Consider the following 23,720-nt stretch of genomic DNA (forward strand, 5'->3'; position numbering starts at 1 on the left):
TCAACACCCAGCCGGCAGCTTATGCCGGCGCCGCCTTGGGTCTCAGTGTGTAAAGCCTAGTTGAAGTGAAAAAAAGGACAAAATAATTAAAAACGATTGAATCAATCTAAAAAAATGATACTTAAGCAAATGATGAACAATAATGCTGGCTCCAGCCCATTTCTGTTTCAGCGCCTGGCCAAAAAGCAGTATCTTTTTAGCTATCAGCCTGCAATACCACAAACTCCCTGGCACCAAGCTCTTTGGCCAGCGCGCGGATTTCACTGGCCTGTTTTACCGGGGCATAAGCAAAGCAGCTTACCTGTAATCCCGCTTCGGCTGCAGTATGGATAAACTGACACACTTCGGCAAAGCCGTATTGCTGTGGCTGTACTGCCTGTTGATAGGCCGGTGGATTCGCGGCCGGTAAATAGATTTCCAGCCGCTCGACTTCCAGCGCCACTAACTGCTGGCATAGCTGCTCTGCCTCTGCAGCCGGCACCAGGCCATAAGTCACCAGCGTAACCGGCACACCATGGCGCTGTGCTTTAAAAGCCGGTAATACTTGTGACAGCAGCTCCAGGGCCAACAAAGGATCGCCGCTGCCGGCAAAAGCAATACCTTGTAGTTCAAACTCGGTTGAGGCCTGCTGCTCATAGCCATCCTGATAGGCTTGCGCTATCGCTGCCAGCAGGGCAGCGGCATCAGGCTTGGGATTGAGCATCGCCTCAAGCTCACCCTGTCCAGCTAACTGCAGTAAAGACTGCGCCGCCGGCAAGGCTGTGCCACTTTGTAAAGTCAGACGTTGTTGCTGGAAGTAACTCAATATACTCATTTTTTCTATTCCGGCATTAAGCCATATCGGATTAACGGGTAAGTAGCTTGTTCAGTTCTGCTGCCAGCAGCGGCGCCATACTAATGGCATTGCTGGCATGGGCGATACAATCGGTACTCCAGACTTCGCCAACACCGGCGGCTTTAATCACCTCCAACGCATCGCCGGCAAAGAGCGCATGGGTAACGGCCACATCGACTGAGGCAGTGCCAGCAGCTAATAACTTGCTACAGGCGCCCGCCAGAGTCCGGCCGGAGCTGGCGACATCGTCCATTAGCACCACATTGCGGCCCTGCACCCTGATATCGGGTAAGGCAATATCAACCTGCGTATCACCATGCCGCACCTTGTTACAGACTGCATAATCACAGTGAATGTGTTCAGCCGCCAGCGCCACCCATTGCAGGGCTTCGGCGTCGGGGCCAATTAACAGCGGCCGGCTATGTTTGCTGGCAATCAGCTCGGCTAATCGCGGCGCACCGCTGAGTGCTATCGCCGCACCTTGTGGAATGGCTTCGCTTAATTCGCTGATGCGGTGCAGATGCGGATCGACAGTAATAACGCCATCAAACAGCTCGGCTAAAAACTGGCCGATAATCTTTTGGCTGACAATTTCACCCGGATTAAACGCAATATCCTGCCGCATATAAGCCAGATAAGGTGCCACCAGCCAGATTTTCTGCACCCCCTGTAACCGGGCATGGCGGGCGATCAGCAGCAGCTCCACCAGTTTATCGTTAGGCTTATCCAGGCTACGGTACAGCACCAGCTCGCGGGGTACAGCTTCGGCAAACGGCAGGGTAAGTTTTAACTCGGCATCGGGAAAATGATGCAGCTGATAACTGATTAACGGTAAACCGGCGGCGTCGGCTAAACGGTTCGCCGCCTGCACCTCATCCGGTGCGCATAACACAAATACCGACATACTTTAATACTCCAACTGCAGTGGCAGCAGCAACTCAGGGGCGCCAATCCGGTAACCCAGGCTGCGCTGACAAGCCTGGCGGGCAAAGGCTAACTCGGTGGGGTAAGCCGCATACACCCGGTATAGCGCTTGTCCCTGTTCCACCTGCTCACCTAGTTTTACCAGTAAATCGACCCCTGAACCTTTGGCACGTGGCGCCCCGGCCGAGCGGGCGATGCGGGCCAGCTGCACATTATCGATTTCTACTACCGTACCGCTGTGCGGTGCGGCGACATCAAAACTTAACGGCGACAGCGGCGGTTTATCCGGGTCAAAGTCTTTCATACCCTGCGCCGCCATAATGGCCTGCATTTTTTGCCAGGCCCGACCGGAATCCAGAATATCGCGGGCGATAGCAAAGCCGTCACCGCCACGCACATCAGGGTCAAACTCCAGCATTCTGCCGGCTAACCGCAGCGACTTTTGCCGTAAATCATTCGGCGCCAGCGGATGATTCTTAAGCACCCTAATCACGTCGCGGGCTTCCAGCGCCGGGCCGATACCATTGCCAATCGGCTGCCGGCCATCGGTGATCACCACCTCGATCGCCAGCCCCATCCGTTTTGCAACAAACTCAAACAATTTGCGCAGCTTTTGTGCCTCGGGCATGCTGCGCACCTTGGCCGAAGGGCCAATCGGAATATCCAGTAATAAATGGCTGGAGCCGGCAGCGACTTTTTTCGACAAAATCGACGCCACCATCTGCCCCGGCGAGTCGATAGACAACGGCCGTTCAACCGAAATTAACACATCATCCGCCGGGGATAAATCACTGCTGCCACCCCAGGCTAAACAGCCGCGATGCCGGTGTACAATGTCAGTCAGCTGGTCAAAAGGCAGCTCCACCCGCGCCAACAGCTCCATGGTATCAGCGGTACCGGCCGGCGACGTAATAGCCCGCGACGAGGTTTTCGGGCATAGCATGCCATGCGCGGCCACGATCGGCACCACCAGCATCGAGGTACGGTTCCCCGGAATGCCGCCAATACAGTGTTTATCGACGACCGGGTGTTCCTGCCAATCCAGCCGGCGCCCCACTTTACTCATGGCATCGCTTAAAAAGAATACCTCTTCGCGGTCTAACTCGCCCTGATTACAGGCCACCACAAAGGCTGTAAGTTCAATTTTCGAGTAACGGTGGGCGGCAATATCCTGCACTATGCTGGCAAAGTCATCACGGCTTAGCCGTTCACCGGCAATTTTACGGTGCAGCGCCGGGATAGAATGCGGCGGCTCGGCCGGTGATACCGTAACGGCTTCACCATCCAGCGCACCAAGGTTAACAAAGGCCTCTTCCGACAGGCCGAGCTGCTGACAGCCGACAATACTGGCATCGTCTACCACATTAAGGCTGGCTAAAATGCGCTTACCGCGCGCCTGCACCTCAATTTTCGCCAGCGCCTGAAAACCCTCGGCGCGGTAAATGGCACAGTCGCGGTGTAAATAGGCCACGTTTTCGCGGTAGGTATCAATACCTACCCGCTTCAGGCTCAGGGTAGTGGTTTTCGAAGTAGTGGCAAGCTGGGCTTCAGTTGCTGCTTTGGATGCGGTCATAAAAACTCACCAAAAACGATATCGAGTTTAATCTACTCCTGCTGCTATGGCAGTGCCAGTATTTTTGTCGCGCTAAGCTTGTGCCAGATCAGGATATGGCGGCTTACCATTCAGCGACTTGTAGCCGTTGTTTAATACCGACCATTTGTAGTTGCATCGCATGCAGCACTTCGGCGAAATCCCGACAACCCGGGCTGATATTTGGCAGTGATAGCCCTGCTTCGATAAAAAAACGTTGTTGTTCTGCATCAGTTTGCCAGGCTTGCCGCCACCAATCCTGGATATGATTGGCACAATGCTGCATCCGGCTTTGGCTCGGTAGCCGATCGCGCTTTTTACGATTTTCGGCCTGACTGGCCGGCAGCAAATTCCACAGATCATTATTTGGCCAATAGCTGAAGGGTACACAGTGGTCAATATCAAAACTATAGAGTGGTGCCCCACTCCAGACACTGCATACCTGAGCACCGCTGCTGCGCAGTCCTGCAACTTTCTGCCGCACCAGTCGGGTATCATGCTGCTGATCCAGCCAGCGCAGCTGGTTATGGTAGCTTTCGAGAGAGATTTGCCGTTCAGCATTACGTTGATACTTTTGCATCTCGGCAATCCATTGCTGAACCAGTAACGGCTCAATCCAGCAGCCGTACTGGCGGAAGCAATTCCAGAGGTCCTCGCTTAAAACAAAGCAACCGAAACTTGCCAGAAAATCGCGATCAATTAATACATGGCTGCGTTTTGCTACTTTATGGCGCTCCATCCGGAACAGCGTATTACTTTTATCGCCCTGCCAGATATAGGTAACAGGCCCCGCCTTTATGGTGCTAAGCGTATCCGCGAACAGTTGTTGCAACGCCAGAGCTTCCTCGCCGGTATAAAAGTTACCGATCGCGAAATCATCAGCGGTGAGTTTGGCAAGCTTGCCCCAGCCATCCGGCTTTACGAAACCTAAGCCTTTCGCCGGATCAGCGTTCTGTTGCATATCGCTATCGACTAGACGCTTAAACAAGCGGATCCAATATAAGGCAACTAAACCCAGTGCAATGCCTACCTGCCCATCTTGCCGGTCAATAACGGCGCCCGGATGCGCCTCGGCGATCCGCACCAAGGTACGTAATAGCGCCAGCTTGTAAGTCGAAGATTTGTTGTCGTTAACTACGATATGCCGCACTTTACTGAGGCTGCCACTACCGTCATCCGGTAGCATCAGTACCAGCGTCTGCCATGCAACATCAACCCGACCGCCAGCATCGGCAGTTCGCGCGGAGAGATGTTTAAGTACTAAACCAAATTTGCTGGCCAGCTCGTTGATTTCATCTACCGAAACCGGATAGGCAACCCGATGATCGCTAAAGTCGCCATAGCGCAGGCTGAGAATAAAGTGGCCGCCGGGGGCCAATAAGTTGGCTATTTTTCGAAAGGTGCGCTGCCGCTCTGACGGACTGATATGCATCCAGACTGCGCTCAGCAAAATCGTATTAAAACGCAGATTGAGCTGATAGGTCGCTTTCAGCTCCGGCAAACTATCAGAGAGCCATTGCACTTTGGGAGCCAGCGCGGCACGGGTTTTTAACTGCCCCAGCCGGCGCAGATCCTCTGCCGGCTCCACGGCGATAACCTGGTTGCCTTGCGCGGCCAGCCAGAATGCATCCCGGCCACTGCCGGCACCGATATCGAGCACCAATTGTTCTTTCGGCCAGTAAGGTTGCCAACTCTGATGCACCTGCTCAAAACTTAGCGCATCATACTGGGCGGCAAAAAGCTCAGCTTGCTGATGATAAATATCGATAGTTTTGCTCATTGAGGATAGCTAAGCCGTTGTTGTCGCTGCTACTTTAGGTCTTTGTAGCAGCTACGCCCAGTCAGCGCAATCTTAACAGGTAAATTTACCGGCTCACATTAAGAATGCCGCATCTGCTTTGCCGCAAACACACTGGCCAGCACTACCACGGCGATGGCAAGGCCAAAGTACAGGGTTTCCAGCGTAGCGCCGACTTCTACTGCTTGTTCCAGAAACAGAATCACCATTATTACGCTGGCGACCTGCATCAGGGTAATTTTTAGATCATGGAAGTTTTTGATATCCATGGCTTTGAGTAAGCCTTTGTCGAGATTGTCCACATCGCCCAGAAACAGCCGGTACAGGCCGGTGGCAATAATCTGAAAGGTCAATGCGATCAGTAAGGTATCCAGTACTTTCAGCAGTTTTACTGCCAACCTTTTGCCTAAATCGGCGGTATCGGGCAGTTGGCTTAGGGTTTCCCAAATAATGTTATACACAATCACCGCACTGCTCAGATACAGTAAACAAGCGGCGGCAGCACAAACCACTATCGTCAGTAGCACCAGAATACGGCTGCTTTGTAAGATTTTTTCCATCGGTTTTACCTTTAACATAGGCTTGCTCCATTTACTGACGTTAGTGGTAACTTGGAGTGATGGCGGTGTGACAAGTTCCTTGTGATAACGCTCACTGCTCTGATGTCATGGCCGTTTTTAATTGACCACTGGTCGCAATCCACAATACGGCCTCTTGTGCCGCTGCCCTGCTGCGCCTAAGGTAAGCAAAAAACACGATAAACTTCCGGGAACCTATGCGCTTATTTTATACCAGCTTGCTCTCTGCCAGTTTGGCAGCCTTACCTTGTGTTGCCTTAGCTGCTAACATAAGCACCGCCCAGCCGGTGCCGTATTTTCCACAAAGTGATTACCGGCCGGATATCAGCCCAGTGCCGGAATTACTGGGCCATCAGTTTGGCGAGCGCATTTCAGAGCCGGCGGCGATATCCCGCTTTTTTGAGCAACTGGCCAGCCGTTATCCGCAGCAGGTTAAGCTGGTGCACTATGGCAAAAGCTGGCAGGGCCGGCCGCTGTTTTATGCGGTAATTGGCAGTAGCAGCAATATCAGCCAGCTGGCCGAAATTGAAGCCGGGATGCGTAAACTTGCAGCGCCTGCAAGTCTGAGTGAGCCAGAAGCCAAACAGCTGATCGCCAGCCTGCCGGCCAGTGTCTGGATTGCCGGTAGCCTGCACGGCAACGAAATTAGCCCGGCCGATGCGGCCATGGCGCTGGCTTATCATTTACTGGCTGACCAAAGCGCCCTGACCCAGCAAATATTAAGCAACACCCTGGTCTATATTGACCCGCTGCAAAATCCGGATGGCCATCACCGTTTTGTAAGCCGTTACTATGCCACTGTTGGCCTGGAACATTCGCCGGATCGGCTGTCGGCCGAGCACAACGAACCCTGGCCGAATGGCCGTACCAACCATTACCTGTTTGATATGAACCGCGACTGGATTTCGTTAACCCAACCGGAAACCGCCAGCCGTGTTAAAGCACTGCAGCAAATGTATCCACTGCTGTTTGTCGACTCGCATGAAATGGGCGGCGATATGGGATATTACTTTAGCCCCGAGGCCGAGCCCTACAACCCGCATATTCAGGCCAGCCAGCGCCAGGTGCTGAATAAGGTGGGCCAGAATAATGCCAAATGGTTTGACGAGCTGGGCTATCACTACTTTACCCGTGAGATTTTCGATGCCTTTTACCCCGGCTATGGCGCCAGCTGGCCGCTGTATTACGGCAGCGTATCGATGACGTATGAGATGGCCTCGGCACGCGGCCATCATTACCGGATGCAGGATGGCCAGATCCTGACGTTTGCCGATGGTATTCAGCGTAATTTTGTCGCCTTTAAAGCCACGCTGGAAACCGCCAGCCAGCAGGCCAGCACCTTGCTGCAAAATTTTTATCAGTACCGCAAAACTGCGGCGGCACAGGGCGAAAAAGATGGCCTGCGTAGCTTTATTTTTGCTGCCGAGCGCGATCTGGCCGGCCATCAGAAACTGATGGGCGTGCTAACCCAGCATGGCATTAAAGTAGAGCAGGCGCAGCAGGCGTTTCGAGCCTGTGGCAAAGACTATCAGGCGGGCAGCTACCTTATTCGCACCAATCAGCCGAGTTACCATTTAATGCGCACCCTACTCGATAATACGGTGCCGATGGATAAGGCCTTTTTAGAGAAACAGGAGCAGCGCCGCGCCAATAACCTGCCGGATCAGATTTACGATGTTACCGCCTGGTCGTTGCCATTGATGTATAACCTGGAAATGCAGCGCTGTAATCAGGCGCCGCGGGTTAATACCACTGTGGTGGGCCCGGATACCCTGATCGCCGGTAGCGTTAGTAACCCGGATGCACGCTACGGCTTTGTCGTGCCTTGGGGCGATATGGCGGCGGCGCGCTTTTTAAGCGCAGCACTGCAACAGGGGTTAATGCTACGTAGCAGTGATCTGCCCTTTACGCATCAGAATGGTCAGCGTTACCCGGCCGGCACCCTGGTATTAAGCCGTGCCGATAATCCGGCTGACTTAACCACCAAGGTACAACAACTGGCACAGCAAAGCGGCGCCAGGGTACAGGGGCTGGATAACAGCTGGGTAACGGAGGGGCCGAACTTTGGCTCCTTTAATGTGCCGGCTGTGCCAAAGATTAATGTCGCGATGCTGTGGGATGAGCCGACCAATCCGCTCAGTGCCGGCAGTGCCCGCTTTGTACTGGAGCGTGGTATCGGTTATCCGGTCACGGCAATTCGCCCGGCGCAGCTACGCAGTGCCGATCTAAGCCGTTATCAGGTGCTGATTCTACCGGCGACAGGTGCTGGCAGTTATCAGCAGGCACTGGGGAGTGTCGGCAGCGAGAATTTACGCCAGTTTGTGCAGCGTGGTGGTGTACTGATCACCCTTGGCAATGCCACCAGCTATTTGCTGGAGGGCGATAAGCCACTACTGAGCAGCAAGCGCGAGTATCAGGTTAGTGAGCAGGATAAGCCTGCCAGCGAAGCAAGAGTGCCAGGCCGGGTGTTGGCGGAATACCGTGAGTTCGAGCAGATGTTAAAGCCGTATCAGGCCGATCCGGACTGGGTGCCGGGCTTTATTGCCAATGCTGTGGTTGATCAAAACCATTGGCTAACCGCCGGTATCGCTGAACAGGTACGCAGCCTCTATGTTGGCAACCATATTTACCAGCCGCTGCGGATTAACGATGGCCGCAATGTGGTTAATTTCGCCGCCCCTAAAGATCTTCTGGCCGGAGGCTTTGTGTGGGAAGAGAACCGCCAGCAAATTGCCCATAAACCGCTGGTGATGGTGCAGTCGCACGGCCGTGGCCAGGTGATTGCCTTTACCCAGGAGCCAAACTTCCGCGCTTACGTCGATGGTATGCACCTGCTGTATATCAACGCCGTATTCCGCGGCGCCGCACACGCCGGCGCCCTGCGCTAACCCAGTTATCCACAGCACTCCTATCCACAGCACTCCGGTACCGGTCTGACCTCTGACCGGTACCGGAGAATAATATGAACGCCTCCACTAAAGCGTCAGGGGCGGTTATCTGAAAAGATGGATACCCCTGGTCACGGCATCGTGTGCCAAAATGGTCGTTATTAACGACAGACAGCAGGGGTATCCGAGATGAAGCTTAATGTATTCGGCGTTGATATTGCAAAAGATGTTTTTCAAATCCACTGGGTAGACAAAGCAGGCAAAGCGCGCTCAGAGAAGGTGAAACGACAGCACTTTTTGGAGTGGTTCAGCAATAAGACGTCATCACTGATTGCCATGGAAGCCTGCAGTGGTGCGCATCACTGGGGCCGCTGTTTTCAGCAGATGGGGCACCAGGTACGGTTAATTGCTGCCCATAAAGTCAAACCCTTTGTTATTGGCAATAAGAATGACATGGTCGATGCTCAGGCGATTTGGACCGCAGTACAGCAACCCCAGATGCGTTTTGTGGCAGTAAAAAGTGTTGAGCAGCAAGCAGCACTCGCGGCACACCGGATGCGCGAGTATCTGATAAAAACCCGTACGGGTAGCATCAATGCAGTAAGAGGCTTTTTGGCTGAGTTTGGACTGGTCATAGCGAAAGGCAGAGCGGCTTTTAAACGTGAGATAGCCGGCTGCCTGGAGACGTTATCACAAAGTGTTCCCAAGGAATTCGTTGACCGGTTATATGAGCGCCTGGCCTATATCAACAAACTGGATGAGGATATTGCCGGGTTAGAGCAGCACATTACGGCTTACTTTAAGCGTTGTCCGCAATGTCAGCGGCTGGGTAAGGTGCCGGGTATTGGCGTATTAAGTGCGACGGCTATTGTTGCCACCGTAGGTGATGTCAGCCAGTTTAAATCAGGACGTGAGCTCTCCGCCTGGTTGGGCTTAGTCCCGAAACAAACGGGCTCAGGCGGCAAAGTAAAGCTTCATGGCATTAGCAAACGGGGCGATACCTATGTGCGGACCTTATTGGTACACGGCGCCCGCTCGGCCATCACACATAATAAACACCCAAGTGAGTGGTTGCAGGGGCTCCTTATTCGTAGGCCAAAGAATGTGGTACTTCTGGCGTTAGCCAATAAAACAGCCAGAGTTGTTTGGGCATTGTTAAGCAAAGACGTCGAGTACGACGAGAACCTGTATTCACAGGTGAGTTAATCGAAGCCGGTTAACCATAATGATTAACGATAAATGATGTAAAACTGTTTAGCGCGAAAACGTTCGCAACGATTTGTCAGGGCGCCTGACGTGTGATGAAAATTGGTAAGACCATACTTTAGTAACCTGGGCACAGCAAGGGTTTANCAGGGCGAGATCGCGAACGTTTTTTAAACAATAAACGATCAGTTTGACGATCTGATCTAGTTGTGATCATATACTCCTTTTTTGGGAGCATGCCATGTACCTTGAACTCTTTACTACACACTTTGACACCATCATCGACAACCGTCAGTCTGCAAAAGTTACCTATCCTTTATCTGATGTTTTATTCGTGACCTTATGTGGCGTGATTGCAGGCGCAGAGGGATGGTCGGAGATCCATGATTATGCTAAAGGTCATCACGAGTGGTTTCAGAAACAAGGTTTTTTAAGTGATGGCGTCCCGGTAGATGACACGATAGCGCGTATTATTTCCAAAATTGCTCCGGAACAATTCAGGCAATGTTTTATCGACTGGATGCAAGCGGTGCACAAGCTAACGCAGGGAGAAGTGATTGCCATAGATGGCAAAACGCTACGTAGCTCTTATGCACCAGAAGACAGAAAATCGACCATCCATATGGTGAACGCCTTTGCTTGTGCGAACAAAGTGGTGTTGGGGCAGCTGAAGACCGTGGAAAAATCGAATGAAATCACAGCCATCCCAGAGCTGATTCGATTGCTGGATATTGAAGGCGCCCTGGTTTCAATAGATGCGATGGGATGTCAAACGGCGATAGCAGAGCAAGTGATAGAGGGGAATGGGGATTATCTGTTGGCGCTTAAGGCAAACCAGGGAACGTTATACAACGCAGTAGAAGCGTTATTTGCCGGGCAACGAAGTCGCCCTCTTGATGGGATTGTCATAGAAAAGAACCGAGGCCGAATAGAAGCAAGAAGTTACCATGTAAAAGACGCCAGCGAACTGAAGGGAAACTTTAGTAAATGGGTTGGTCTGCAAACCGTTGGAATGAATCTAAGTTACCGGGAAGTAAAAGGAAAAAAATCGGAACTCACTTATCGTTACTACATCAGTTCAGCCAAGCTGAACGAAGTACAGTTAGCCGAGGCGGTTAGAGCTCATTGGGCCGTTGAAAATAGCCTACATTGGGTGCTGGATGTCAGCATGAAAGAAGATGCTTGCCAGATTTATCAGAATCACGCGGCGGAAAACTGGTCAATACTACGGCAATGGTCTTTAAATATGCTAAGAGCAGAGCCATCGAAAGGCAGCATCCCCGCAAAACAAAAACGTGCCTGGATGAAAACGGATTATTTGGAAGATGTCTTAAAAGCTGGTTTCAGCAGCAGAGTGTTTGAAAATTAAACACTCATGCGGGAGCCCTGGGNTTAGATACCGTCCGGAGTGTAAGGACTAAAGTCGCGGAAATCATTAGGGTCAGCGGGGGCGCGCCCCGCATTAATAAGACCGGATATAGTGCCGCAGCCCATCCAAACTCAGCACACGTTAAAAACCCTTGCAAAGGAGGCGTTCATATAGTGCTGTGGATAAATGCCAGACTGGTTAAATCTGTACCGGAGTGCTGTGGATAACTAGCGATACAGGGTTACGGTGGCGGGTCTGGTCCGCTGCCATAAGTCCGGTTGCGCCTGCAGGTGGTCAATCACCGCCTGTGCTGCCGTTTTGCAATCCACTCCGGGTTCACCGCACGGCAACTGCGTCAGCCCCTGATACACCGGGGTAAAGGCTGGCTGGCCACGGCTATCCAGGCTGGCCGTGACCCGCTCGACCACAAAAGCTTTCGGCTGACCGTTTAGCAAAATAATATCGCGTCTGTCTGTCTGCTTCGCCTGGGCTTGCTGTAATTGCTGCCAGCCATCATTGCCGTTGGCCAGATAATTGGTGGTGACCAGCCGGTATTCGCGCTGTGGATCCAATGCCTGCCAGCTTTGGTCCTGCCAAACCTCCACCTCGATGCTGGCGCTGTAATCATCCTCCTGCCGGGCCACATAGCGCAGGCCACTGCCGTAGGGAAATTTACCGGCATGGGCGCCGGGTGGTAGCGTGGCACTGATGGTTTGCTGTAACAGCGCTAACAAATCCGCCCCCGAGACAGTTAGCACACTCAGCGGTGTATCAAAGGGTAATACTTCAAGCCGGATATGCCCTTCATAAATCGTGCCGGCCTCAAGATGACTCCGGATATTGCCCGCGCCAATTAAGCTGAGTTGCACCGGCCCGGCAACCAAGGCCTGCACCGCCGGGGTATTGACATAGTCCAGCATGGCATCGGCAATATGCCCTGCGAGCTCTGAGCCATGCTGATCGCTGCCACCCGTGCCCGGTAAACGCACATGGGCAATACTGCGCTCAGTACTGCTGATGGCCATGCCATAGGCTTGCTGTACCGCCGGCAAATAAACCGTATCCAGCACCTCGCGCAGCAGCGGATCTTCATCGACAATGGCCGTATTGGCCAGCTGCTGTACCTGCTGTAAGGTGCGGCTCAACGCCGGTCCCGTGAGTTTTGCGTCGGCTTGGCGCAAGGCGGAAGGATAATAGTCACGCCCAGCCAACAGGGTATTTTGTCCCTGACAAGCGGTAACCTGGCCCGCCAGGTTAAAACTTACGGTCAGAGCGCCAATCGCCTGTGCATACTGACCAGCCTGCACCACACAGGTTATGCCCTGGCCATCCGGATTGGGCACTTGCTGAGCATAAGGTGGTTGCTGCCCCAGATACCAGTGCCGGAAATCTCCCAATAACGAATGCGAATGGCCACCGACAATCACATCAATTCCATTGACCCAGGTAGCCAGATTCAGATCGCGCTGATGCCCTAAATGCGTGAGCGCGATAATATGCGGCACCCCCAGCGCCGTCAGGTGATCGACGGTTTGTTGCGCCGCAGTAATTTCGGCGCTAAATTCCAACGCGCCGGTGTCCGGCACCATGGTACGCATATCTTCCAGTGCTACACCAAAGATTGCCAGCAAGCGCGCCCCTTCAGCCTGTTCTACCGCTGCGATGGGCTGCCAGCGCTCGCCCTGCTGCCGGTATAGCTGATAAGGCTTAAGGTTAGTCACTCCAGCCAGTAAGGGTTCGGCCCGGGTATCGACATTGGCTGCCAGCAGCGGAAAATTAATTTCACTGGCAAATTGCGCCAGCTTAGGCAGGCCGATATCAAATTCATGGTTGCCCAGCGCCATCGCGTCCAGTTGCATCCGGTTTAAAATATCGATATTGATCTGATGCTCAAACAGCTCGAAATAGGCACTGCCTTTAAAAGCATCGCCACCGTGCAAAAATAATGAGGGGGTGCCCGCCGCCTTCGCTTGTTGCTGCAACTGTCTCGCTTTCGTCAGTAACCGCGGATGGCCACCAATAAAGGTATACAGCGCCTCCCCTGCTGCCAATTCGACCTTGGCTGGCGAAGGGTCAAATTGCGAGTGGGTATCATTAATATGGATAATCGCCAGCTGCCAGTCAGCGTCAGCGTTCACTACTTCATGAACAGCAGCATCAGGGCCGGCAGATCGGGTGCAGGCAGTTAGCCCAACAATTAATAACAAGCCAAACGTGAGGCGAGCAGTCAACATAGCACTACCTTTAGCAGAACAGCGGGAAGATAACCGCCCGGGCAGTGCTAAATATTACCGCCAGGCAGGAGTAATGCGGATTATTGTAACACAGCCGCTAACTGCTCACCGATAGCCTTAATTTGTGCCATATCGCCCTGCTCAGCACCATGCGCTCTTAGCGTACTGAGATGCGCCGGGATTAAATGAAAATGCAGGTGCGGCACGGTTTGGCCAGCTTCAGTGCCATTAAGTTGCATCAGCACCACACCTTTGGCAGCTAATGCCTGCTGTTGTGCCGCCATCACTTTCTGCACCGCCGCTAACAGTGGCTGAGCATATTCCAATGGTAAGTCTGCCAACGTTACCGCTGCGTATTTCGGGATCACCAGCGCATGACCGGGCGCTTGCGGCATAATATCCATAAAGGCCAGGCTATGCTCATCTTCGTAAATCTTAAAACACGGCAGCTCACCGCGTAGAATTTTAGCAAACACATTATCCGGGTTATAGCTCATACCAGGCTCCATCTTGTCGTTTAAAAACAGCAGTTAGCGAAAATTATGCCAGTAACTGTCGGCAAGAGCAGCAAATAGTTTGATAAAAAACCAAGCGCCAGGGCTTTTCAGCACTGGCGCTTATATGACCTTAGGCAAACACCATCATGCCTAAGTAGCGCTAAGCCCCAGATGCCGGGCATGAAAACGCAGATGTTGTTCAATAAAGCTGGCGATAAAGTAGTAGCTGTGATCATAGCCCGGCTGTAAGCGGATTTCAGCCGGCGCCTGGCTTCGCTCCGCTGCGGCCAGCAGTGTCTCTGTTCGAAGTTGCAGTGGATAAAACTGATCCGCCAAGCCCTGATCGACCAGAATCGGCAGCTTAGAACCCTGAGCAGACAATAACAGCGCCGCATCATATTGCTGCCACTGTGAGCGATCCGCGCCCAGATAACCGGTCAGCGCCTTAATCCCCCACGGGCAATCACTGGGATGACAGATCGGCGAAAACGCCGAAATGCTGCGATAACGGTTACTATTACGTAGACCAATTACCAGCGCACCATGACCACCCATCGAATGGCCACTGATGGCGCGATCTGCCGTCAGTGGCAGCTCCGCTTCCAACAAAACAGGCAGCTCCTGCACGATATAGTCATACATCTGGTAATGCCTGGCATAAGGTGCTTCGGTAGCGTTAACGTAAAAGCCGGCACCTAAACCAAAATCATAAGCACCCTCCGGGTCATCCGCCACGCCTTCGCCACGCGGGCTGGTATCGGGGATCACCAACGCCATCCCCAATTCCGCCGCGACGCGCTGCGCCCCGGCTTTAGTGGAGAAATTTTCATCGGTACAGGTTAAACCCGATAGCCAGTACAAGGCCGGCACCCGCTGATGTTCTGCTTGTGGTGGCAAAAATACCGAGAACTGCATCTCACAGTTAAGCACCTGCGACTGATGCTTAAAGCGCACCTGCCTCCCTGCAAAACAACGCTGTTCACTGACCTGGTTCAAACTCATCTTTGCTCCCCGCACGCTAACTTAGAAGTGAATAACGGTACGGATCGACTTACCCTCATGCATCAAATCGAAGGCTGTATTAATCTCCTCCAATGGCATGGTATGGGTGATAAAGGTATCCAGCTCAAACTCACCGTTCAGATAACGCTCAACATAGCTTGGTAGCTCACTGCGGCCTTTTACGCCACCAAAGGCACTACCGCGCCAGACACGGCCGGTCACCAGCTGGAATGGCCGGGTTGAAATTTCCTGGCCCGCACCGGCAACACCGATAATAACCGACTCGCCCCAGCCCTTATGACAACATTCCAGTGCCGAACGCATCACATTAACATTACCGATACACTCAAAGGAGAAATCGACGCCGCCATCTGTCATCTCGACGATCACCTCCTGGATTGGCTTATCAAATTTCTTCGGGTTCACCACATCAGTGGCGCCGAGCTTTTTCGCGATATCAAACTTATCTTCGTTGATATCAATGGCGATAATGCGGCCGGCTTTGGCCATCACCGAGGCAATGACCGCTGATAGGCCGATACCACCCAGACCAAAGATCGCTACCGTATCACCTTCTTTAACCTTGGCCGTATTAAGCACTGCGCCCATACCGGTAGTGACACCACAGCCAAGTAAACAGACTTTCTCTAACGGGGCTTCTTTATTAATTTTCGCCAGCGAAATTTCCGGCAATACGGTGTACTCTGAGAAGGTCGAGGTGCCCATATAGTGATAAATCGGTTTGCCGTCTTTCGAGAAACGGCTGGTGCCATCCGGCATCAGGCCCTTGCCCTGCGTGGCACGGATCGCCTGGCAGAGGTTGGTTTTACCCGATAAACAGAACTTACATTTGCCACATTCCGGGGTATACAGCGGAATCACATGGTCGCCAACAGCAACCGAGGTCACGCCCTCGCCCACCGCCTCGACAATACCACCGCCTTCATGACCTAAGATCACCGGAAAAACCCCTTCTGGATCTTCGCCGGACAGCGTAAAGGCATCGGTATGACAAACGCCACTGGCGACAATGCGCACCAATACTTCGCCTTTTTGTGGCGGCATTAAATCTACTTCTTCAATTGATAACGGTTGGCCTGGTCCCCAGGCAACAGCGGCACGGGTTTTGATCATTTGCATAATGAAGTCCTTGGTGTTGTAACAGAAAAACTACTGCATACACTATAGCGCACTTGTGATTGTTTCCATATAGCGCAGAATGATGCTAAAATACAAATCAGCTTTTCATATATGCAATAATCAATGAGGCAACCAGTGAGTAATTGGCAAGGGATCAGCGAATTTGTAGCGGTAGCAGAACAACAAAGCTTTACCAAGGCTGCCCGCCAGCTTGGTCTTTCTGTGGCACAGGTTAGCCGCAATATTGCTGCACTGGAGCAACAACTGGCGCTCAAACTGTTGTACCGTTCTACCCGCAGCGTCAGCCTGACAGCAGAGGGTTTGTTGTATTTACCGCATTGCCGGCACCTGGTCAGCAGCCTGGCCGAAGCCAACCGCGCTATGGCCAATCTCACTGCGTCACCGCGGGGCCTGTTAAAAGTCACTGCGCCGGTATTTTATGGTGAAACCCGGCTCTCACCGCTATTAAACCACTTTTTACAACGTTATCCGGAGCTGGAGTTAGAGCTGGTGCTAACTAACGATAAACTGGATCTGGTGCAAGGTGGTTTTGATCTGGCTCTGCGCCTCGGGCAACTTAGTGACTCAAATTTGATTGGCCGCCGCTTAGGCAGTCGTCGCCAGTATCTGGTCGCTTCGCCTGCTTATCTGGCGCAGCATGGCACACCGCAAGCGCTGGCTGATTTAGAACAGCATCAATGTCTAATTGGTACAGTCAATATCTGGCGTTTTGCTGAACAGCAAAAAACGCTGCAATTCCGGCCCCGCGGCCGTTTACAGTGTAATAGTGGTTTAGTATTAAAAGAAGCCGCACTGTGCCATCTCGGGCTGGCACAACTGCCTGACTATTACATCAGCGAGGAGTTGGCCAATGGCAGCCTGGTTGAAGTGCTGGCCGCCTACCGGCAACCGGATGACGGCATTTGGGCGCTGTATCCGCAAAACCGCCATCTGTCGGCCAAGGTACGGCAGTTGGTCGACTATCTGGCTGTTGCGCTAAGCACTTAAGCTCCGGCAACTGGCAACGAGCAACTGACCAGAAAAAGTGTAAAAAATTATGTCGATCGCTGCTATTTGCCCTCCTGCAGCGTAAGATGGTCTGACACAGTAAATTAGGGATAATCCGATGTATATGACCAATATTGAAACCGTGCCTGGCAAAACCATTCTTGATTGTTATGGCGTAGTGTCTGGCAGTACGGTGCGTGCCAAGCATGTTGGCCGCGATATTATGGCTGGTATTAAAAATGTGTTTGGTGGCGAGCTGCGCGGCTATACTGAGCTTCTAAACGAGTCACGTGATGAAGCGATCAAGCGCATGCAGGCGCAAGCCGCAGAGCTGGGTGCCAATGCGATCATCAATGTGCGGTTTTCTACCTCCTCCATCGCCGCTGGCGCAGCTGAAATTTACGTTTACGGCACTGCAGTGCGGGTTGGCTGACGATGCTACCATTACTGACTTTTCTGACACTACTGCTGCTCGGCTATCTGTCCGGTCATTGGCTGGAGCGGCGCCATTACCGCAGTATTATTGAGCGGGAACAGCAGCTACAAAACCTGCCACACAGCAACAGTCGTGACTTGCTGCTGCCGATGCAAGACATTACGCGGGTCGAATTGCTTGCCGGCAGTGTGGTGATTTCAATTGACTACTTTAAGCGCGTTGTTGCCATCCTACGCAGCCTAGTTGGCGGCCCGGTGGCCAGCTATGAAACCCTGATTGATCGTGCCAGACGGGAAGCCATACTGCGTTTAAAACAACAATGTCCGGATGCCTGTCAACTGATTAATATCCGGATTGAAACCTCGGCTATCCATAATGCCGCTGGCAATGGTATAGGTTCGGTTGAGCTCCTGGCCTATGGCACTGCCATCTATGGTCGCGTCCAAACAGCCACTAATGCTGCCACCGTATCGCAATTAGCTGCGTCGCAGCAATCGATAACACATTAAGGCTGCCAGATGGCCTATCAGCCGCGCCTGCCGAAATCCAATGTTAACGTCAGCCGCCAGCGCCCGCTGACGGATTTGCTGCTGATCGGCTCCGCCCTGACATTGTTGCTGCTATTACTCTACTGGTTACTGGGCCTGGCGGTAGATAAAGCCATTTCCCAGCTTGATCCTAAACTGGAATATCAATGGTTTGGGCAATGGCAGCAACACAGTGCATCATCGCCCGTGCAGCAGCAATTACAGCAACTAAGCGATCAGCTACAGCAATGCACTGCCCTGGCCTATCCGGTACGCGTCAGTTATCTTGACCAGCCACTGGTTAATGCCGGTGTTTTACCAGGTGGCCGCATGTTGGTATATCGGGGCTTACTGACGCAACTGCACACCGAGAATGCCCTGGCCTTTGTGCTGGCCCATGAACTGGCTCATTTGGAGCAACGCGATCATTTACGGGGTCTGGGCCGCGGCCTGGTACTGGCCGTGCTAAGCGCTACCCTTACCGGTAATGCGAATGCCGGCCAGATCTTTCTACCCGCCACTGAACTTGGCATGGCGCGCCACTCGCAGCAGCGGGAGCTGGCCGCCGATGCCAGGGCGCTGGCGATTTTACATTGTCATTATGGTCATATCGGCGGCGCAGAGCGTTTTTTTCAAACACTGGCGGCCAGCGACAGCAGCCAGCTACCGGACTGGTTTGCCAGCCACCCGGCGCTGCAGAAACGGCTCACCGCGTTACAGACCGAACAGCAGCGTCACGGCTACCCGGTGCAAGCTGAACAGCCGCTGCCAGAGGTGTTACAACAACTGACCACCGCAAAATCAATAAGGATAGAGTATGCCTCGCCTGACGCCCGTTAAGATTGCTATTGTCGTTAGCCTGCTGTTTCTGCTGTGGTTGGCGCTGGGTAATCACTACCGTAGTCAATCTGAAGCCCCGCCAATCAAAACTGAGCAGCAGGCGACAGGCTTTAGCGTACAAACCCGGCTCTCGCAAGCCAAAGACTATCCTGCCCAACTTAAACTCCAAGGCCAACTTGCCGCCTGGCATCAGCTGGAAGTCAAAGCGCAAATCAGCGGCAAGGTTGAGCGCATTCTGGTGGAGCAAGGCGCAGCAGTCAGCCGCGGCAGCACGCTACTACAACTGAGTGATGAGGGCCGGCACAGCCGGGTGCAGCAAGCGAAGGCGCTGTTGGCGCTGCGCCAGAGCGAACTGCAAAGCGCGACAGCGTTAAAGCAACGGCAGTTTGTCTCTGAAACCGAACTGGCACGGTTAACCAACGAATTACGCCTGGCCGAAACCGCTCTCACCGATGCCCAACTGGCGGTACAACATCAAAGCCCGGTTGCCCCCTTTGACGGCGTACTGGGACGACGTCTGATCGAGCCCGGCGCGCTGGTACAGCCCGGCCAAAGTCTGTTTCAGCTGTTAGATATCGTAAAATTGCGCGCCAGCGCCCAGGTACCGCAACAGCAAGTCAGCGAACTGGCTCTGGGACAAGCCGTCAGTATCACCTTATTGGATGGCCGCCAGCTATCAGGCGAGCTCAGCTTTATAAGCCCGGCAGCCGATGTCGCCACCCGCAGCTATTATATTGAGGCCAGCATCGCTAATCCCGAACAGCTGCCTTTGGCCGGTGCCAGTGCCACCTTGCAGATCAGCCTCTCGGCGCGCCAGGCGCATGCACTGTCCCCGGCGCTGTTAAAACTGGATCCGCAAGGCCGGCTTGGCGTCTATACGGTAGAGCAAAGTCGTGTCGCCTTTTATCCGGTGCAGCTGCTAAGTGCCGACAATCAGTTGGCCTGGGTCAGTGGCCTGGCAACAGAGGTTGAGTTGATCACGCTGGGCGCCGGCTTTGTCGAGGTTGGGCAACAGGTCAGTGTGGTGCGCGAGGCCACGCCATGAGAAGCCTGATCGCTGCCGCTATTCAACGCAGCCGTGCCAGCCTGATGCTGCTACTGTTTTTATTTATTGCCGGTATCAGTGCCTATCTGGTGATCCCGAAAGAAGCTAACCCCGATGTCGCCATTCCAATGATGTATGTGTCGATGTCACTGGACGGCATCAGTCCGGAAGACGGTGAGCGGTTGCTGGTCCGGCCGATGGAGCACGAGTTGCGCTCACTGGAAGGCATTAAGAAAATGACCTCGGTCGCCAGTGAGGGCCATGCCTCGGTGATGCTGGAGTTTGATGCCGGCTTTAATGCCGATAAGGCGCTGGCCGATGTGCGGGTGAAAGTGGACGCTGCGCGCGCTAAACTGCCAGCCGAAGCGAAGGAACCCACTGTTAACGAAATTAACGTGGCGCTGTTTCCGGTATTATCCATAGGTCTGTCCGGCCCGGTTCCGGAGTCGGTGCTGGTAGGGATCGCCCGGCGCTTAAAGGAACAAATTGAAGCCATCCCGGAAATTCTGGAGGTAGATATTGGTGGCGATCGGGAAGATGTGCTGGAGATCATCGTCGATCCGCAAGTGTTGCAAAGCTATGGCCTGGATTATCAGCAGCTGTTTCGTTTGGTATCGAATAATAACCGTCTGGTTGCCGCCGGCAGTTTAGATACCGGCGCCGGCCGGATGGCCATTAAAGTGCCGGGTATTATCGAAGATCTGAATGATGTGCTGTCGATCCCAATCAAAGTCAGTGGCGATACCGTAATCACCTTTGCCGATGTCGCTACCGTCAATGCCGGCTTTAAAGATCCGCTTAGTTTCGCCCGCATTAATGGTCAGCCGGCCCTGGTACTGGAAGTGAAAAAGCGCAGTGGCGCGAATATTATCTCAGCCATTGAGCAAACCAAGGCCTTGCTGGCACAGGCAGAGCGCCAGTTTCCGCCCGGAATGCAAATTGATTACATTATGGATCAGTCAAAAGACGTCAAAGAGATGTTATCTGACTTATTGAATAATGTGCTGACCGCGGTAGTGCTGGTATTAATTTTGATCCTCGCCACCATGGGCATGCGCTCGGCGCTACTGGTTGGCATTACCATCCCGGGTGCGTTTTTTGCCGGGATCCTGCTGATTTGGCTGCTCGGCTTTACGATGAATATTATCGTGCTGTTCTCGCTGATCCTGGTAGCCGGCATGCTGGTGGATGGCGCTATCGTAGTCAGTGAGCTGGCTGATCGCCATATTCAGGACGGCCAGACACCAAAAGACGCCTGGCTTAATGCCGCCGATCGGATGAGCTGGCCTATTATTGCGTCCACCTTTACCACGCTGGCGGTGTTTGTGCCGCTGCTATTCTGGCCCGGTATTGTCGGCCAGTTTATGTTGTATTTACCCGCGACCGTGATCCTCTGTTTGCTGGCGTCACTGGCCATGGCATTGGTATTTTTACCGGTAATGGGCGCCGCCAGCCATAAAGCGCCCCAGCGCGCGCCCGCACCAAACCGCGCCAGCCGCTATACCCTGCTCTATCGCCGCATCCTCGGCCGCTTGATCCAACGCCCGTTGTTAACACTCTGCGCAGCCTTAAGCGGTGTGGTGCTGATCTACCTGGCCTATGGCAAGTTTAACCATGGCCTGGAGTTTTTCCCCTCAGTCGAGCCGGAGTCGGCACAGGTATGGGTGCGGGCCCGCGGCGATCTGTCGATCTATGAAAAAGATGCCATCCTGCGTCAGGTCGAACAACGCTTGCTCGGCATGCCGGAAGTCAAAGCCCTCTATGCCCGCAGTCTGGCTGCTGCCAGTGGCGAGCTAACCGCAGATGTGATTGGTACTATCCAGTTTCAGTTTATCGACTGGCACCAGCGCCGCCGCGCTGCGGTGATCCTGGATGAGATGCGCGAGCGCACCGCTGACCTGCCCGGCCTGGTCCTGGCATTTCGCCAGCAACAGGAAGGCCCGGCCGGTGGCAAGCCGATAGAGCTGCAAGTTAGTGCCGAAGACAGCAGCCAGATTGACGCTGCTGTTAACCAGATCCTGGCCCGGATGCAGCAACTTGGTGGCTTTATCGATATTGAAGATGATCGCAGTTTACCTGGCATTGAATGGCGGCTAACCGTTGATCGTGCAGAAGCCGCCCGTTTTGGCGCCGATGTGCTGACAGTAGGTAATGCGATCCAACTGGTCAGCAATGGCCTGCTGCTGGCGAAGTTTCGCCCGGAGTATGCCAGTGATGAAGTGGATATCCGGGTGCGCTTTCCGGCAAACTGGCGCTCGTTAGCCCAGCTTGAGCGTTTAACCGTAGAAACACCGCGCGGTCAGGTACCACTCACCAACTTCGTTAGCTTAGAACCCGGCGAGAAAACCAGTGTGATCCGGCGGATTGACAGTAACCGCGCCGTTACCATTAAAAGCGATCTCGCTCCCGGCTATCAGGTAGCAGAGCGGCTGGCGGCACTGCGCGGCAGTGGCCTGGTCCTGCCTGAGGGGGTTATGATCAAAACTGCCGGTGAAGATGCCGATCAGCAGGAAGCAATGAACTTTTTAATCAGCGCGTTCTTTATTGCAATATTTTTGATGTTGATGATTTTACTGGTGCAATTTAATAGCTGGTATCAAACGCTGCTGATCCTGTCGGCTATCGTACTCTCCACGGCCGGTGTCTTGCTGGGATTACTCGTTAATGCTCAGCCCTTTGGTATCGTCATGGTGGGGATGGGGATTATCGGGCTGGCGGGTATCGCGGTAAACAATAATATCGTCTTGATTGATACCTATAACCAACTGCGGCAACAAGGGCTAAACAGTATCGAGGCTGCGCTGGAAACAGGCACCTTGCGCTTACGCCCGGTATTACTAACCTCTGTTACCACTGTGCTGGGGTTAATGCCGATGGTGCTGGCAGTCAATGTTAATTTGCTGGAGCCCAGCCTGGGTTTTGGTGCGCCCTCCACCATGTGGTGGACGCAATTATCCAGTGCCATCGCCGGCGGTTTAAGCTTTGCTACCCTACTGACACTATTTTTAACCCCGGCGTTGTTGGTACTGGGCGATAAGGTTTTAAAACGGCAGTATTAAGTTTATTGGGGCAGCGTAGAGGCTGCCCCAGCAGATCATGATCTGACCCCGAAGTTTCAACGTTAGCTGCGAACCAATACTCGGTAGCCTACGGCAGGCAACATATCGTCACCGCGACACTGGGTGCGGGCATTGAGTTGTTCAGGGTCGCAACGTCCCTCAACCGTTTCCAGACAGAACTCAAAGCGGGTTTGCAATTTTACCGGCTCAGTTAATAAGCCGGCTGGCAGTTGCTGCCATTGCCACTTTAGGATCGCCGCCTTGGCTTCACGGGCAAAAAAGCGGTTTGAGGCATCCAAGGCAACCACGTCATGCAGCTGATAATCTGGTGTCACAACATACTCAATAGTGGCACAGCCTTCACCACCGGCTCTCGCCTCTTCCACCGGGTACCTCGGTCCTAATCTGGCTAAATCTCTAAAAAGGCCACTAGCGTGCGGTTGCTTGGTTACCGGCAGACTAGCGAAACGCGCATCCGGGCTAGGTTGGGTTGTAGTTTGGCAGGCACTGAGCGTTATTACTGCGCAAAGCAGCAAGCTTAGTTGTTTCATCTTTATTCCTTTAAGGACGGGAGCGTTATAGTAAAAAATCAAAAATAATTAAGACCTTACCTTAAAGTCTTAAAAGATTCAACCTGAAATTAACCTCATCGTTACCAAATCGAGTAGGAGGCGGGATCACTCCCGCCGTCCTCTCACACCACCGTACGTGCGGTTCCGCATACGGCGGTTCATGTTAACACT

Annotated in this window: 19 protein-coding genes; 9 read left to right on the forward strand and 10 right to left on the reverse strand. The window is 53.3% G+C overall.

All coding sequences use genetic code 11. From position 1 onward, the window contains the following. Positions 1-196: 196 nt before the first annotated feature. From A9165_RS01785 to A9165_RS01805, 5 genes are all read right to left on the reverse strand, one after another. Positions 197-814: a hydrolase TatD gene (locus A9165_RS01785; protein WP_065954710.1), complete on the reverse strand. Its 618-nt coding sequence runs from the start codon at positions 812-814 to the stop codon at positions 197-199. Positions 815-845: 31 nt separating this feature from the next. Further along, positions 846-1,739: a ribose-phosphate diphosphokinase gene (locus A9165_RS01790; RefSeq protein WP_065954711.1), complete on the reverse strand. Its 894-nt coding sequence runs from the start codon at positions 1,737-1,739 to the stop codon at positions 846-848. Between the two features lie 3 nt (positions 1,740-1,742). Further along, positions 1,743-3,332, reverse strand: a complete 1,590-nt coding sequence (locus tag A9165_RS01795; protein WP_065954712.1) for a thymidine phosphorylase family protein — start codon at positions 3,330-3,332, stop codon at positions 1,743-1,745. A gap of 103 nt (positions 3,333-3,435) precedes the next feature. Then, complete coding sequence (locus tag A9165_RS01800) at positions 3,436-5,130, reverse strand: class I SAM-dependent methyltransferase (RefSeq protein WP_065954713.1); 1,695 nt, start codon at positions 5,128-5,130, stop codon at positions 3,436-3,438. 98 nt (positions 5,131-5,228) lie between these two features. After that, on the reverse strand, positions 5,229-5,726 hold the full coding sequence (locus A9165_RS01805; RefSeq protein WP_065954714.1) for a YqhA family protein: 498 nt from the start codon (positions 5,724-5,726) through the stop codon (positions 5,229-5,231). A gap of 197 nt (positions 5,727-5,923) precedes the next feature. On the opposite strand from A9165_RS01805, the gene A9165_RS01810 reads away from it, so the two are divergent. The 3 genes from A9165_RS01810 to A9165_RS01820 all read left to right on the forward strand — a co-directional run bounded on the left by A9165_RS01810 (position 5,924) and on the right by A9165_RS01820 (position 11,189). Next, on the forward strand, positions 5,924-8,614 hold the full coding sequence (locus tag A9165_RS01810) for a M14 family metallopeptidase (RefSeq protein WP_065954715.1): 2,691 nt from the start codon (positions 5,924-5,926) through the stop codon (positions 8,612-8,614). A 189-nt stretch (positions 8,615-8,803) separates the two neighbouring features. Next, the gene (locus A9165_RS01815) at positions 8,804-9,820 is read left to right on the forward strand and encodes an IS110 family transposase (protein WP_008951603.1); all 1,017 of its coding nucleotides are present in this window, start codon (positions 8,804-8,806) and stop codon (positions 9,818-9,820) included. Positions 9,821-10,061: 241 nt separating this feature from the next. Then, positions 10,062-11,189 carry an ISAs1 family transposase gene (locus A9165_RS01820; protein ID WP_008608682.1) on the forward strand — a complete coding sequence of 376 codons (1,128 nt, stop codon included), beginning with the start codon at positions 10,062-10,064 and terminating at the stop codon, positions 11,187-11,189. Positions 11,190-11,416: 227 nt separating this feature from the next. Here the strand turns inward: A9165_RS01820 and A9165_RS01825 are convergent, their stop codons facing one another. The 4 genes from A9165_RS01825 to A9165_RS01840 all read right to left on the reverse strand — a co-directional run bounded on the left by A9165_RS01825 (position 11,417) and on the right by A9165_RS01840 (position 16,062). After that, the gene (locus A9165_RS01825; RefSeq protein WP_065954716.1) at positions 11,417-13,423 is read right to left on the reverse strand and encodes a bifunctional UDP-sugar hydrolase/5'-nucleotidase; all 2,007 of its coding nucleotides are present in this window, start codon (positions 13,421-13,423) and stop codon (positions 11,417-11,419) included. An 80-nt stretch (positions 13,424-13,503) separates the two neighbouring features. After that, on the reverse strand, positions 13,504-13,920 hold the full coding sequence (locus A9165_RS01830) for an HIT domain-containing protein (RefSeq protein ID WP_065954717.1): 417 nt from the start codon (positions 13,918-13,920) through the stop codon (positions 13,504-13,506). A 150-nt stretch (positions 13,921-14,070) separates the two neighbouring features. Next, positions 14,071-14,922, reverse strand: coding sequence for an S-formylglutathione hydrolase (gene fghA / locus A9165_RS01835; RefSeq protein WP_065954718.1), 852 nt, complete (start codon positions 14,920-14,922; stop codon positions 14,071-14,073). A 21-nt stretch (positions 14,923-14,943) separates the two neighbouring features. Beyond that, a complete protein-coding gene (locus tag A9165_RS01840) occupies positions 14,944-16,062 on the reverse strand; it encodes an S-(hydroxymethyl)glutathione dehydrogenase/class III alcohol dehydrogenase (RefSeq protein WP_065954719.1) in 1,119 nt (372 codons plus the stop codon). 135 nt (positions 16,063-16,197) lie between these two features. Between A9165_RS01840 and A9165_RS01845 the strand changes: the two genes are divergently transcribed. The 6 genes from A9165_RS01845 (at position 16,198) to A9165_RS01870 (ending at position 22,977) form a co-directional block, all read left to right on the forward strand. Further along, positions 16,198-17,070, forward strand: a complete 873-nt coding sequence (locus tag A9165_RS01845) for a LysR family transcriptional regulator (protein WP_065954732.1) — start codon at positions 16,198-16,200, stop codon at positions 17,068-17,070. 118 nt (positions 17,071-17,188) lie between these two features. Next, positions 17,189-17,503, forward strand: a complete 315-nt coding sequence (locus tag A9165_RS01850) for a YbjQ family protein (RefSeq protein WP_065954720.1) — start codon at positions 17,189-17,191, stop codon at positions 17,501-17,503. 2 nt (positions 17,504-17,505) lie between these two features. After that, positions 17,506-18,015: a YbjQ family protein gene (locus tag A9165_RS01855; RefSeq protein ID WP_065954721.1), complete on the forward strand. Its 510-nt coding sequence runs from the start codon at positions 17,506-17,508 to the stop codon at positions 18,013-18,015. A gap of 9 nt (positions 18,016-18,024) precedes the next feature. Continuing rightward, positions 18,025-18,873 carry a M48 family metallopeptidase gene (locus A9165_RS01860; protein WP_065954722.1) on the forward strand — a complete coding sequence of 283 codons (849 nt, stop codon included), beginning with the start codon at positions 18,025-18,027 and terminating at the stop codon, positions 18,871-18,873. Continuing rightward, the gene (locus A9165_RS01865; protein ID WP_065954723.1) at positions 18,851-19,918 is read left to right on the forward strand and encodes an efflux RND transporter periplasmic adaptor subunit; all 1,068 of its coding nucleotides are present in this window, start codon (positions 18,851-18,853) and stop codon (positions 19,916-19,918) included. Before A9165_RS01860 ends, A9165_RS01865 begins: the two co-directional genes overlap by 23 nt. Then, positions 19,915-22,977 carry an efflux RND transporter permease subunit gene (locus tag A9165_RS01870; RefSeq protein ID WP_065954724.1) on the forward strand — a complete coding sequence of 1,021 codons (3,063 nt, stop codon included), beginning with the start codon at positions 19,915-19,917 and terminating at the stop codon, positions 22,975-22,977. The genes A9165_RS01865 and A9165_RS01870 overlap by 4 nt, the downstream gene beginning before the upstream one ends. Before the next feature lie 62 nt (positions 22,978-23,039). Here the strand turns inward: A9165_RS01870 and A9165_RS01875 are convergent, their stop codons facing one another. Beyond that, positions 23,040-23,363: an energy transducer TonB gene (locus A9165_RS01875; RefSeq protein WP_255365617.1), complete on the reverse strand. Its 324-nt coding sequence runs from the start codon at positions 23,361-23,363 to the stop codon at positions 23,040-23,042. Between the last annotated feature and the right edge of the window lie 357 nt (positions 23,364-23,720).

Origin of the sequence: Alishewanella sp. HH-ZS, from assembly GCF_001704375.1 — a bacterium.
GTDB lineage: Bacteria > Pseudomonadota > Gammaproteobacteria > Enterobacterales > Alteromonadaceae > Alishewanella > Alishewanella aestuarii.